Origin of the sequence: Bradyrhizobium betae (assembly GCF_004123905.1) — a bacterium.
Lineage (GTDB): Bacteria > Pseudomonadota > Alphaproteobacteria > Rhizobiales > Xanthobacteraceae > Bradyrhizobium > Bradyrhizobium betae_A.
On the sequence record NZ_MZXW01000016.1, the window covers coordinates 704544 to 717511 of the forward strand.

Annotated in this window: 13 protein-coding genes; 6 read left to right on the forward strand and 7 right to left on the reverse strand. The window is 64.3% G+C overall.

Going from position 1 to position 12968, the window contains the following annotated elements; translation table 11 throughout:
- Nucleotides 1–18 precede the first annotated feature (18 nt).
- Nucleotides 19–1032, reverse strand: coding sequence for a GlxA family transcriptional regulator (locus B5V03_RS13565; RefSeq protein ID WP_245502213.1), 1014 nt, complete (start codon nucleotides 1030–1032; stop codon nucleotides 19–21).
- 86 nt (nucleotides 1033–1118) lie between these two features.
- On the opposite strand from B5V03_RS13565, the gene B5V03_RS13570 reads away from it, so the two are divergent.
- The 3 genes from B5V03_RS13570 to B5V03_RS13580 all read left to right on the forward strand — a co-directional run bounded on the left by B5V03_RS13570 (nucleotide 1119) and on the right by B5V03_RS13580 (nucleotide 4677).
- Complete coding sequence (locus B5V03_RS13570) at nucleotides 1119–1760, forward strand: HD domain-containing protein (protein ID WP_129270792.1); 642 nt, start codon at nucleotides 1119–1121, stop codon at nucleotides 1758–1760.
- A 115-nt stretch (nucleotides 1761–1875) separates the two neighbouring features.
- A complete protein-coding gene (locus tag B5V03_RS13575; RefSeq protein ID WP_129270793.1) occupies nucleotides 1876–3336 on the forward strand; it encodes a catalase in 1461 nt (486 codons plus the stop codon).
- A 201-nt stretch (nucleotides 3337–3537) separates the two neighbouring features.
- Nucleotides 3538–4677, forward strand: coding sequence for an amidohydrolase/deacetylase family metallohydrolase (locus B5V03_RS13580; RefSeq protein ID WP_129270794.1), 1140 nt, complete (start codon nucleotides 3538–3540; stop codon nucleotides 4675–4677).
- 42 nt (nucleotides 4678–4719) lie between these two features.
- On the opposite strand, the gene B5V03_RS13585 is transcribed toward B5V03_RS13580, so the two are convergent.
- From B5V03_RS13585 to B5V03_RS13600, 4 genes are all read right to left on the reverse strand, one after another.
- Nucleotides 4720–6330, reverse strand: coding sequence for an ABC transporter substrate-binding protein (locus tag B5V03_RS13585; protein ID WP_129270795.1), 1611 nt, complete (start codon nucleotides 6328–6330; stop codon nucleotides 4720–4722).
- Nucleotides 6331–6495: 165 nt separating this feature from the next.
- Complete coding sequence (locus B5V03_RS13590; protein WP_129270796.1) at nucleotides 6496–7101, reverse strand: TlpA family protein disulfide reductase; 606 nt, start codon at nucleotides 7099–7101, stop codon at nucleotides 6496–6498.
- Nucleotides 7094–7567 (reverse strand): DsrE family protein, encoded by a 474-nt coding sequence (locus B5V03_RS13595; RefSeq protein ID WP_164987979.1) that lies wholly within the window; start codon nucleotides 7565–7567, stop codon nucleotides 7094–7096. Before B5V03_RS13595 ends, B5V03_RS13590 begins: the two co-directional genes overlap by 8 nt.
- 14 nt (nucleotides 7568–7581) lie before the next feature.
- Nucleotides 7582–8010, reverse strand: coding sequence for a DoxX family protein (locus B5V03_RS13600; protein ID WP_129270798.1), 429 nt, complete (start codon nucleotides 8008–8010; stop codon nucleotides 7582–7584).
- A 105-nt stretch (nucleotides 8011–8115) separates the two neighbouring features.
- Between B5V03_RS13600 and B5V03_RS13605 the strand changes: the two genes are divergently transcribed.
- Nucleotides 8116–9000, forward strand: a complete 885-nt coding sequence (locus B5V03_RS13605; RefSeq protein WP_129270799.1) for a LysR family transcriptional regulator — start codon at nucleotides 8116–8118, stop codon at nucleotides 8998–9000.
- Between the two features lie 33 nt (nucleotides 9001–9033).
- Here B5V03_RS13605 and B5V03_RS13610 read toward each other — a convergent pair whose 3' ends face one another.
- Nucleotides 9034–10179 carry an acyl-CoA dehydrogenase family protein gene (locus B5V03_RS13610; RefSeq protein WP_129270800.1) on the reverse strand — a complete coding sequence of 382 codons (1146 nt, stop codon included), beginning with the start codon at nucleotides 10177–10179 and terminating at the stop codon, nucleotides 9034–9036.
- 126 nt (nucleotides 10180–10305) lie between these two features.
- Between B5V03_RS13610 and B5V03_RS13615 the strand changes: the two genes are divergently transcribed.
- Nucleotides 10306–10983: an alpha/beta hydrolase family protein gene (locus B5V03_RS13615; protein WP_164987980.1), complete on the forward strand. Its 678-nt coding sequence runs from the start codon at nucleotides 10306–10308 to the stop codon at nucleotides 10981–10983.
- A gap of 3 nt (nucleotides 10984–10986) precedes the next feature.
- Here B5V03_RS13615 and B5V03_RS13620 read toward each other — a convergent pair whose 3' ends face one another.
- Complete coding sequence (locus B5V03_RS13620; protein WP_129270802.1) at nucleotides 10987–11961, reverse strand: ketopantoate reductase family protein; 975 nt, start codon at nucleotides 11959–11961, stop codon at nucleotides 10987–10989.
- A 154-nt stretch (nucleotides 11962–12115) separates the two neighbouring features.
- Between B5V03_RS13620 and B5V03_RS13625 the strand changes: the two genes are divergently transcribed.
- Nucleotides 12116–12913 carry an enoyl-CoA hydratase-related protein gene (locus B5V03_RS13625; protein WP_164987981.1) on the forward strand — a complete coding sequence of 266 codons (798 nt, stop codon included), beginning with the start codon at nucleotides 12116–12118 and terminating at the stop codon, nucleotides 12911–12913.
- The last annotated feature ends 55 nt before the right edge of the window (nucleotides 12914–12968 follow it).

A 12968-nucleotide genomic window follows, 5' to 3' on the forward strand; every position in this document is an offset into this window, starting at 1 on the left:
ATCTTCCCCTGTGATCGTCTAAGCCACAATCCGCGCAAAGCGCTTGCGATATTCGGCGGGTGTCACGCCAACATGGCGCGCGAAGGCGCGGCGCAAGGTGTCTGCGTCGGCAAAGCCACAATGCGTCGCCACTTGCTTGGGGGCTTCGTTTCCGAGCTCCAGCAGGCGCCTCGCAGCGTTGACGCGGGCTTCCTCGACCCAGGTGGCGGGGGTGATTCCCACTTCGGCACGGAACAGCCGTGCAAAGTGGCGCGGGCTGATGTCCATGCGCGCCGCGAGGCCTGCGATGCTGTGATCCAGTCCGGGATTGGCGGCGACCCAGCGCTGGAGCTCCTGCAGCGCGGCGCGGCCGGCGGGGACGGCCTCGCCCTTGCGGGTGAACTGCATCTGCCCGCCCGGCCGCTTGAAAAACATCACGAGCTGGCTCGCAACCTTCATCGCCGTCTCGCGTCCGAGATCTTCCTCCACGAGAGCCAGCGCGAGATCTAAGCCTGCGGTCACGCCGGCAGCGGTGCGGAGCTTGCCGTCGGTGACGTAGATCGCGTCCTTGTCCACGCTGACCGACGGGAATTTTTCGGCAAGCCGGTCGGCGACCGCCCAATGCGTCGTGACCCGTCTGCCGTCGAGCAGACCTGCCGCCGCAAGAAAGAAGGCGCCTGAGCACACCGACCCGAAACGCCGGGTCCTGGAGGCCCGGCGGCGAAGCCAGTCGATCACCATGCCGTCGGCTGGCACATCGGCAGCGTTCGGGCATCCCGCGATCAACAGGGTGTCGATATTCTCCTGGAAGCCGCGATCGATGATGCGGTCGGGCATCAGCCGCACGCCTGAGGAACTGCGGATCGAGCCCGGCTCCGCTCCCGCAACGAGCAGCGTATAGGCCTGATGGCCGGCCTGCACATTGGCCTCGGCGAAAACGTCGAGAGGTCCGGCGACGTCGAGAAGCTGCACGCCGGGGAGCGCAACGATCACAACAGTCCTTGGTTTCGGCTTGGGTTTCGGCTTGGCGCCCATGTCCGCCTCGGTCGGCATTTGTCCGTTTTAGACGTATTGCGTCAATTGAGGACAAGATATCTCGGATCTATCTTGTTGGTCACCAAGAATTTCAGGAGACCATCATGCAAAAGATCACCGAAGCCGCCGCCATTCCCGACAGCAAGCTGGCGCGCGCCATCACCGACTACATCCGCGATACCGAAACCGACCTGCTCTTCAACCATTCCAGCCGCGTCTATCATTTTGGGGCGCTGGCCGGCGTCCAGCGCGGGCTGACGTTCGACCGCGAGTTGCTCTATGCCGGCGCGATGTTTCACGACATCGGCCTGATGCCCGGTCATGGCAGCACGCACGAGCGGTTCGAAGTTGACGGCGCGCACGCCGCGCGCGATTTCCTGCGCAGCCACGGCATCTCCGAAGCTGATGCCTATACCGTCTGGACCGCGATCGCGCTGCACACCACGCCCGGCGTGCCGCAGCACATGCATCCCGTCGTCGCCCTGGTAACCGCCGGCGTCGAGATGGACGTCCTCGGGCTCACCTACAAGGATTATTCCGACGCGGAGCGCGAGGCCGTCGTGAAGGCGTTTCCACGCACGCCGCAGTTCAAGGAAGACATCATCCAGGCGTTCTACGACGGCATCAAGCACCGGCCGGATACGACCTTCGGCAACGTCAAGGCCGACGTCATCGCCGACAAGGAGCCACATTTCCATCGCGGCAATTTTTGTAGCGTCATCCGCGGCTCGCATTGGCACGGCTGACCGGCGTTTGCGCAAGGACAGTGCAATCTCGAAATCGACTGCTGCGGACACGTGCGAGCCTGAGATTTCGTGCGCGGGCAGCAACAGCAAATAGCCCCATATCCAGGACCATCCCATGACCGATGAACCGAAACGTCTGACCCATGCGACGGGCGCGCCCGTCAGCGACAATCTCAACATCATGACCGCGGGCCGGCGCGGCCCCGTGCTGCTGCAAGATGTCTGGCTGATCGAGAAGCTGGCGCATTTCGATCGCGAGGTGATCCCTGAGCGGCGGATGCACGCCAAGGGCTCCGGCGCCTTCGGCACCTTCACCGTGACCCATGACATCACGCGCTACACCAAGGCGAAAATCTTCTCGGACGTCGGCAAGCAGACACCGATGTTCGCGCGGTTCTCGACGGTCGCCGGCGAGCGTGGCGCGGCCGATGCCGAGCGCGACATCCGCGGCTTTGCGCTGAAATTCTACACCGAGGAGGGCAACTGGGACATGGTGGGCAACAACACCCCCGTGTTTTTCTTCCGCGATCCCCTGCGTTTCCCCGATCTCAATCATGCGATCAAGCGCGACCCGCGCACCGGCATGCGCAGCGCCGACAACAATTGGGATTTCTGGACGCTGCTGCCGGAGGCGCTGCATCAGGTCACCATCGTCATGAGTGAGCGCGGTATTCCCAGAAGCTATCGCCACATGCACGGCTTCAGCAGCCACACCTACAGCTTCATCAATGCCGCCAACGAACGGACCTGGGTGAAGCTTCACTTCCGCACCAAGCAGGGTATAGAAAACCTGACGGACGCCGACGCCGAGACGCTGGTGGGCAAGGATCGCGAGACTCATCAACGCGATCTGTTCGGCAGCATCGAGCGCGGCGAATTCCCGCGCTGGACCCTGTTCGTGCAGGTCATGACCGATGACGAGGCCAAGGCGTTTCCGTTCAACCCGTTCGATCTGACCAAGGTCTGGCCCAAGGCGAACTTTCCGCTGATCGAGGTCGGCTATTTCGAGCTGAACCGTAATCCGGAGAACGTCTTCGCCGAGGTCGAGCAGGCGTCCTTCTCGCCGGCTCATATCGTGCCCGGCATCAGCTTTTCGCCCGACAAGATGCTGCAGGCGCGCCTGTTCTCCTACGGCGACGCGGCGCGCTATCGCCTTGGCGTCAACCATCATTTGATTCCGGTCAACGCGCCGAAATGTCCGTATCACAGCTATCATCGCGATGGCGCGATGCGGACGGACGGCAATTTGGGGCGGACGCCGACCTATTTCCCGAACAGCCACGGCGAGTGGACCGACCAGCCCGATCTCAACGAGCCGCCGTTGGAGATCGACGGCGCGGCCGCACATTGGGATCACCGTGTCGACGACGATCATTATCAGCAGCCCGGTGATCTGTTCCGCAATATGAACGCGGCGCAGCGGCAGATACTGTTCGAGAACACGGCACGCGCCGTCGGCGGTGCGGCGGTCCATATCCAGGAGCGGCACATCGCGAACTGCATGAAAGCCGATCCGGCCTATGGCGCCGGCGTCCGCAAAGCGCTGGAACGCCTCGCCACGGTTCGCCCCGCATAGGTGGCGTCGCAACGATCCCGGGAAGAGACGGCGTCCGACGTGGCAAGTCGGACGCGAAACGCTTCCCGGGATCGTCATTTTGTCATGGGTCATCATCCCTGTTTGCCAAGGACTCCGGCGCAAAAATTGCTAGAAGTGGGGGAATCCTTCCTTTCGGCTGGCTGAAGGCCAGCCGCCCCACTGCAATATCCGGAGACGACAATGCCTTTCGACTTGATCCTGCGCGGCGGCCGTGTGGTCGACCCGTCCCAGAAGCTCGACGCCGTGACCGATGTTGCCTTTGCGGGCGGCAAGGTTGCTGCTGTTGGCAGCGGGCTCAAGGCGGATCCGGGCACCGATGTGCGCGACGTTTCCAGGTACATTGTCACCCCAGGGCTGATCGATCTCCACACCCATGTCTATTGGGGCGGCACCTCGCTCGGCATCGATGCCGAGGAATTCTGCCGCGCCTCTGGTGTCACCACCTCGGTCGACACCGGCAGCGCAGGGCCCGGCAATTTCGCCGGCTTCCGCAAGCATGTGATCGAGCCAAGCCAGGTCCGCATCCTCGCTTACCTCCACGTCTCCCATGCCGGCATCTTCGGCTTCTCGCACCGGATCATGGTCGGCGAGAGCGAGGAGCTGCGGCTGATGAATCCGATCGAGGCGGCCAAGGTGGCCGATGAAAACCGCGATCTCATCGTCGGCATCAAGGTGCGTGTCGGCCTGCACTCCTCGGGCACGTCAGGGGTGGTGCCGCTCGATATCGCGCTCGAGGTCGCCAACGAGGTCGGCATGCCCTTGATGGCGCATATCGACCATCCGCCGCCGAGCTACGAGGAAGTGCTGGCCCGCCTGCGTCCCGGCGATATTCTCACCCATGCGTTCCGTCCCTTCCCCAACACGCCGGCGACCGCGCAGGGCACGGTGAAGAAGGCGGTGCTGGACGCGCGCGAGCGCGGGGTGCTGTTCGATATCGGCCACGGCAAGGGCTCGTTCGCCTTCAAGACCGCGCGCGCGATGCTCGCCAACGGCTTCTATCCTGATACGATCTCTTCCGACATCCATCAGCTCTGCATCGACGGCCCGGCCTTCGACCAGGTCACGACCATGTCGAAGTTCCTGTGCATGGGCATGGAGCTGTCCGATGTGGTCGCGGCCTCCACGGTGAATGCCGCGATGGCGCTGCGGCGTCCCGAGCTCGGCAGCCTCAAGCCCGGCAGCGCCGGCGATGCCACGCTGATCTCGGTCAAAGAAGGCCAGTTCGACTATGAGGACGTGGTCGGCGAGCACCTCATCGGCGACCGCAAGATCGTCTCCGAAGGTGTCGTGATCGGCGGACGCTGGTGGCATCCGAATTAGGGCTTCGCCTCTCCCCGCAAGAACGGGGAGAGGGAGAGCGGTTCAGTCGTTCTTGTCCACATTCCAGAACATCGGGGTCGCCGGGCCATCGATTACGCCGGTCAGTGATTTGCGCCAGGCGCTCGGCGCCTGGAACTGACCGAGCGGGACGTAGATCACTTGATCGTAGGCCTCCTTCTGCACGTCGAAGGCGATCTTCTTTTGCTCTTCCGGTGAGGTGGCGCGGGCAAAGGCGTCGCGCAGCTCCTCGATCTTGGGGTCCTCGGACCAGCCGTACCAGCCGCCATTCGTGCCCTTGCCGCCCATCGGGACGTTGACCAGCGGGTTCAAGGAGTCGGCGGCGCCCTGGTAGGTGAAGAACATGTTCCAGCCGCCTTCCTTCGGCGACTTCTGATTGGCGCGGCGGGTGACCACGGTCTGCCAGTCCATCGCCTGAAGGTCGACCTTGAATCCGGCCTCGCGCAGCAGCTGTGCGACCACGATCGGCTGCGCTTTCAGCAGGATCTGGTCGCCTGGCGCCAGGATCACCACGGGTGTGCCGTCATAGCCGGACTCGGCCAACGCCTTCTTCGCGTCCGCCATGCCGTTGCCCTTGATCAGGGTCTCGCCGCCGACGTCGCTGGCCAGCGGCGTATCGCAGATGAAGAATGCACCGCAGAACTTGTAGTATTTGGGATTGCCGATCTGTGCGTCGAGCACGTCCTTCTGGTTGATCGCGAGCAGCGCGGCGCGGCGGATCTTCACATTGTCGAACGGCGGATGCAGGAAGTTCATCCGGCCGAACGACTGGAAGCCGAACTTGTTCAGGATGGAAACAGTGATGTCCGGATTGGATTCGAGCGCGGGCAGCATGTCGAACGGCGGCGTTTCAACGAAATCGACATCACCGGATTGCAGCGCGTTGAGCGCGGTCTGCGCGTCCGGCATCGTGATCCACTCGACGCGGTCCACCTTGACCACCTTGCCGCCCGATGTCCATTCGGCCGGCTCCTTGCGCGGCACATAGTCGGTGTTCTTTTCGTAGATGGCCTTCACGCCGGGCTGGAATTCGCCCGCCACGAATTTGAACGGGCCGGAGCCGATCTGCTCCGGAATCTGCTTGGTGATCGGGGTCTCGGCCAACCGCTTCGGCATCATGAAGGCGACAACAGCCGACGGCTTGGCGATCGTCTCCAGCACCAGGCCATAGGGCTCCTTCAGCTTGAAGACGATGGTTTTGGCGTCCGCGGCTTCGATGCCCGAAGTGAAGTCCATCAGCTTGCGCGCCATGCCGTCGACGCTCGATCCCCAGCGCTTCAGCGAGGCGACGCAGTCCTCCGCCGTCACCGGCGCTCCGTCATGCCATTTCAGGCCGTCGCGCAAGGTGAAGGTGTAGGTCAGCTTGTCCGCAGACTCCGTCCAGTCGGCCATCTGCGGCCGCACCTTGAAGCTGGAATCGATGCCGAGCAGTGTGTCATAGACCATGTAGCCATGGTCGCGGGTGATGATGGCCGTCGTGAAGCCAGGGTCGGTGACGCGAAGGTCCGATTGCATCACCGCAGTCAGGATCTTCTTTCCGCTTGCCGCGGATGCAACCGACGTCCAGGCCATGGGAAGTGCCGATGGCGCAACAGCCGCAAGCTGAAGCAATTTCCGTCGCGAGACGTGAACCATTCGCAATTCTCCCGATGCAAGCGAGACCAGACGGCGGCTGCCGATGGTGGGCAGCGTATGGTTTGCCGCCGCACCTTGCAATGACGGTTGTCTCGCAAATCTGACTTGGTTTGCGGTTGAGCAAGGGCCGTCGGAATCGGCGGCGCGGCGGCCGGCTGTCTCGTTCTAGCCTTGTTCGCGATAGAATTTCAGCAGCCGCGCGCCCTCGGGTGAGAGCCAGTCGGGGGCGCCTGCGATGTAGCCCTCGACGCGGTTGCTTGTTCCGACCAGATAGGTGATGGGCATGCCAATGAGCGTGAAGACCGAGCTGGATGCTTCGGCTGCTGCGCCATACGCGTCGACATAGCAGGCGAGGTTCTGCACGGCGAGGCCGCCGAGGAACGCGCGGATTTTTCGCAGGTCCCTGGTGTCGGTGCAGATCGCCACGACTTCCAACTGGTCGCGCTGCGATGCCGCGAGGCTTGCGAGCACGGGCAGATCGAGCCGGCAGGCCGCGCACCACGTCGCCCAGAAATTGATGAGCGTGATGCGTCCCGGCTTCGCCGTCACCAGGGCGTCCTTTCCATGCAGGTCCTGAAGCCGCAGCGGCGGCATCGCGGCGCGGGGCCGCACCAGCGTGAACTGGCTGCGGCCGGTCTCGAACACCGGTGGCCAGGCGGGATTGCCGCCCTGCGCGCGGCTCGCACGCGGAGAAACAAGGATCGCCGGCGCGGCCATCAGGAGCGATCGCCGGGTCAGTGCTGCGCCGACCTCGCGAGGTGCCTCACGCATGGATATAGGCAAAACCCTTGAGTTGCAGATCGACGACGCGTCCGATACCGAACGGCACGAGGCTCGCACCTGCGATCAGCGGGATCGAAACCTGCTCCTTGGTCTCGGCAATCGCCTTGGACGAAGCGCACATGCTGTAGGTGAGGTTCGGCAGCGACTGCCGCAGCGTCGCCAGCGGCTCCACCAGCGGAGTCTTGTCGGCACGGAAGACGTCGATGCCCTTGCCGTTGGCGACGACCTCGATCAGCAATCGCGCGCCCTTGTCGGCAAAATGCCTTGCGAGATTGGCCGAATAGCTGATCGCGTGCCCCATGACATAAGGCTCGTTGCTGTCGATCAGGATGACGACGCCGTCTGCGAGACGATCCTCCTTGGCGGCGGCGGGGCCGCCGGCCGTGAGGATCGCGGTGCCCGCGAGCAGGCCCCTGCGGGACCATCCCTTGTCTGGAAACTTGACCGGGATCATGGCGGACCGGCCGATCAGAACTGGCGCGGCGCGATCGGCGCCTTGCGGCCGCGTCCCCACAGCACGAACAGGCTGAGCGCGAGCAGCACGACGTTGAGCGGCGTGACCGGCGCCTCGCCGCGCGAGAGGTGGAAGACGAGTGCAAACACCTGCAGCACCGCGCAGCCCAGCGCGGCCAGCACGGTCAGCCGCGGCAGGATTCGCGTCAGCGCCGGCAGCAGGATGCCGATCCCGCCGGCGAGATCGACCAGCGCGATGGCGCGAACGAAGGTTTCGGAATACTGCCCGGCCCAGGGCATCATCGCGGCCAGTTGGGGGATCGGCGCGGTCAGCTTGACGAAGCCCGCCGAGACGAAGACGAAGGCGATCAGGGCCTGCGCGGCCCAGAGGCCGATGCGAAGGGCGCGGCCGGGGGTGGCGGTCTCGAAGGTGGTGGTGGACATGGTGGCTTTCTCCAAAATGTGAGGGTTGCCACCATTTGATAGTTTCTCCTTATTTGATCATTATATGATTCAGGATGGGTTCATTTCCTGATTGTTGATGATTTCATGGATTCTCTGGTCAGTATGAGGGTGTTTTGCCTGGTCGCCGAGCTGAAGAGCTTTGCGACCGCGGCGCAGCGCCTGCGCATTTCGCCGGCCATGGCGAGCAAGCACGTGATGCAGCTCGAGAAGCGGCTGGGCACCCGGCTGCTCAACCGGACCAGCCGGCGCGTCAGCCTGAGCGAGAGCGGTGCGCTCTATTTCGAGCAGGCGCGGCAGATGCTGGATTCGCTCGACGAGGTCGAGGCCGCCGTCAGCCATGCGACGGTCGTTCCGCGCGGCACGCTGCGGTTGACCGCGCCGGTGTGGATGGCGAACACGATCTTTGCGGGTGTGCTGGCCGACTACCAGGCGCGCTATCCGGAGGTACGCCTCGACATCGATCTCAGCGGCCGGCTGGTCAATCTCGTCGAGGAGGGATTCGATCTCGCTTTGCGCGCGACGAAGGCTCCCGACGAGGGGCTGATCGCGCGTCCCATCACCAACGTGCCGTTTTACCTGGTCGCAGCACCCGCCTATCTCAAACGCGCCGGGCGCCCGACCAGACTGGCCGATATCGCCGGCCAGGCGCTGTTGCATTATGCGCTTTATCCCGGCGAGAGCTTCTCCTTCGCGGGCGAGCACGGAACCGAGACCATCAAGCTCAATCCGGTGCTGCGCAGCGGCAACGAAACGCTGCTGCACATGGCCGCGCTCGAAGGCATGGGCCTCGCCTTCCTGCCGAAATGGCTGGTCGCCGACGACATCGCGAGCGGACGTCTCGAGCACGTCATGCCGGAGCACATCATCTTCGTCGGAAAACTGTTCGCGGCCTATCCGAGCCGCAAATATCTCTCCGCGAAGGTGCGGACCTTCATCGACTTCGTCGCCGCTGACAAGCGGATGAAGTAGCCGGGCTACAGCGACCTGCTTACAGCGATCTGCTTACAGCGACCTGGCGATCAGCAGCTTCATGATCTCGTTGGTGCCGCCATAGATCTTCTGGATGCGGGAATCGATGAAGATGCGTGAGATCGGGTATTCCTGCATGTAGCCGTAGCCGCCGAACAGCTGGAGGCATTCGTCGGCGGTCTGGACCTGCTTGTCCGAGCACCAGTATTTCGCCATCGACGCAGTGACGGTGTCGAGATCCCCGGCGACGAGGCGTTCGATGCACCAGTCGACGAAAACGCGGGCGATCATCGCTTCGGTCTTGCGCTCGGCGAGCGTGAAGGCGGTGTTCTGGAAATCCATCAGCGGCTTGCCGAACGCCTTCCGCTCCTTGGTGTAGTCGACGGTGAGTTTGACGGCGCGCTCCATCGCGGCGACGGCGCCGACCGCGAGCGCGAGGCGCTCCTGCGGCAGCTGCTGCATCAGCTGGACAAAGCCCTGGCCCTCTTCCTTGCCGAGCAGGTTTTCCGGCGGCACCGTCACATTGTCGAAGAACAGTTCTGACGTGTCGGAGGCGTGCAGGCCGATCTTGTCGAGGTTGCGCCCGCGCTTGTAACCGTCCGCGCCCGCAGTCTCGACCACGATCAGCGAGATGCCTTTTGCGCCGGCTTCACCGGTGCGCGCGACGACAACGACGAGGTCAGCGGCCTGCCCATTGGTGATAAAAGTCTTCTGGCCGTTGATGACGTATGAATTGCCCTGCTTCTTCGCCGTGGTCTTGACGGCTTGCAAGTCCGAGCCGGTGCCTGGCTCGGTCATGGCGATGGCGCCGACCATTTCGCCTGACGCCATCTTCGGTAGCCAGCGCTTCTTCTGCTCCTCCGAGCCGTAATTGAGGATGTAGTGCGCGACGATGGCGCTGTGCACGGAGATGCCGGTCGTCAGCTCCGGCACCGTGCTTTCGAGGTCGTCCAGTACGGCAGCGTCATAGGCAAAGGTCGCGCCCAGCCCGCCATATTCCTCCGGCACGCTCGCCAGCAGCGCGCCCATTTCGCCGAGCCCGCGCCAGGCGAAGCGGTCGACCATCTTCTGCTCGCGCCATTTTTCGGCATGCGGCGCCAGGTCCTTGGCAAGATACTTCCGGAACTGGTCGCGGAAGACATCGAGCTCTTCGGTCATCCAGGAGGAGCGGTAGGCCATGGTCACCTCGGTTGATTCAGCTTGCCGGCTTGGTAGGCCAGCCGACTGCTGTAATTATTGTGTTTTCAGGCTGCGCCAGTGCCGCTACCAAGGCGGCCGTCGCAGCGTCTGTCGGGATGGTTGATTGTGGCTGTCAAAATCAAAGAGCTCAAGCTCGACATCGAGCGCATCGGCACGATCTCGGCAATCCTGATGCAGCCGGCCAATGCGCGCGCCTGCTACGTGCTGGCGCACGGCGCCGGTACCGACATGCGGCATGCGTCGATGGACAAGATTGCGATGGGCCTCGCAGATCGCGGCATTGCGACGTTCCGCTTCAATTTCCCCTACATGGAAAAGAAGCTGGGGCGTCCCGACCAACCGGTGGTCGCGCACGCCACCATCCGCGCGGCGGTCGAGGAGGCGGCGCGGCTGTGCCCCGGGCTGAAGCTCGTGGCGGGTGGCAAGTCGTTTGGCGGCCGCATGACATCGCAGGCGCAATCCAAGGCGCCGCTGCCTCACGTAAAGGGGCTCGCATTCCTCGGCTTTCCCCTGCATGCCGACAAGAAGCCGTCGACCGAGCGCGCCGAGCATCTCGCGCAGGTCACTATCCCGATGCTGTTCCTGCAAGGCACGCGCGACGGGCTTGCCGATCTCGGCCTCCTCCGGCCGGTGGTCGATGGGCTGGGCGCGAAGGCCACGCTGCACGAGATCGCAGGCGGCGATCATTCCTTCGCGGTGCTGAAAAAGTCCGGCCGCACGAATGACGAGGCGCTGACAGAGGTGCTCGACACGCTCGCGGCCTGGATCGACGCGCTTGCCTGAGGCTCAGGCCGAATACAGCCCCTTGTCCCGCGCCTTCTGGATCGCGAGCGCGGCGATGAGATCGAGCGTCGGCGTCGACAGGCCGGCGGCGCGCGCGAAGGCGGCGGGCGCCTTCACCAGCACGTCGATCTCCATGGCGCGGCCGAGCTCGTAATCCTGCAGTAGCGACGGCTTGTGGTTCGGTGCGGGGCCGCTGCGGGTCACGCGCTTGACCTCGGGGATGAAATGCTGGGCGATGTCGTTGGCCTCGTTCAGCATCCGCGGAATCACTTCGGTGAAGGCGGGGTCGTCGCGGACGCCGCGCGCGGTCTGGCCGGTGAGCAGGCACAGTACCGACAGCGACATGTTGGTCAGTAGCTTTGACCAGATCGCCTCGCGGATTTCGGCCACCGGCGGGGATTCCAGCCGCGAATCGTTGAAGACGCCCCGGAGTTTCGTGATGCGCTCGCAATTGCGGTCGTCGCACTCGCCGATCAAGAGCCGGTTGCGGTCGGGCGTCAGGTTCTGCACGACGCCGGGCGCGGTCACCTCGTTGGAGGAGAAGATGACCCCGCCGATGATCCGCTCCTTCGGGATGCAGGCGCGCAGCCGTCCGCCCGGATCGAGGAACGAAATGTCGGGCGGGGTCGGGTGCCGCGGCGGCAGGCCGATCCCGTACCACCAGGGAATGCCGTTCTGCGCGAACACGATGGCGGTGTCGTCCTGGAGCAGCGGTTTGAGGCTGGCGACCAGCCCCGTCAGTGCGGTGGCCTTCAGCGTCGAGATCACGACGTCCTGCGGGCCGAGTTGGGCCGGATCGCCTGATGCGTTCACCTTGGCGGTGACCTCGGAATCGCCGACGCGGAGCTTCAGGCCGTTGGCGCGCACGGCCTCCAGATGCGCGCCGCGCATCACGCAACTGACCTCATGGCCGGCGCGCGCCAGCCGAACCGCAATATGGCTGCCGACGGCGCCCGCGCCGAAAATGCAGATGCGCATGTTGATCCCGTCCCTGATCCCTTGGTGCCGCCTGACGTCACCATGACACAACCCGCCATGCGGTGGACGCGGCCGCCCCACGCTGGAAAGATATGGATCGGGGTGCGTGGCCTCGGCCATAGTGCGCGCCAAACAAACGACCGGAGGATCGCCGATGACTGCCAACCCCGTCCTGTGGACTTTAGACGAGCGTGGGGTTGCGACCGTCACGTTGAACCGGCCGGAGGTCAACAACGCCTATGACGGTGCGCTGATCGCGGGTGTCCTCGCGGCGATGGACGAGCTGGCTAAGAAGCCGAACCTTCGCGTCGTCGTGCTCAAGGGCAATGGCAAGCATTTCCAGGCCGGTGCCGACCTGAAATGGATCAACGGCGTGCGGCCGCAATCGCCCGAGGCCAATGAGGCGGCGTCGCGGGCGACATTCGAGGCCGTGCAGCGGCTCAACACCCTCCCGATCCCAACGGTCGCGCTGGTGCAGGGCGGCTGCTTTGGCGGCGGCACCGGCGTGATCGCGGCCTGCGATGTCGTGATCGCCGCGGACAACGCGCTGTTCTCGATCACGGAGGTCCGCTGGGGCCTGACGGCCGCCATCATCATCCCGCAGCTCTGCGATGCCATTGGTGTACGGCAAGTCCGCCGGTACGCGTTGACCGGCGAACGGTTTGGCGCCGAGGACGCCCGGCGCATCGGCCTTGTGCATGACGTGGTGCCGCTCGCCGATCTCGAAGCCGCAGGCGCCAAGGTCGTCGAGCAGCTGCTGGCCAACGGCCCGGAGGCGATGGCCGAGACCAAGCGGCTGGCGCTGGAGAGCTCGTTCGGCGGAATGGCGGTGGACGATGCGGCTTACACGCGGCTCGTTCAGCTGCATTCGCTCAAGCGCCAGAGCGCTGAGGCGGCGGAAGGGCTGGCGTCATTCGCCGAGAAGCGGGCGGCGAATTGGGGAAGTGCTTAAGCCCAAACACTCAGCGTGTAGCCAGGATGGAGCGCAGCGCAATCCGGGGCCGGCG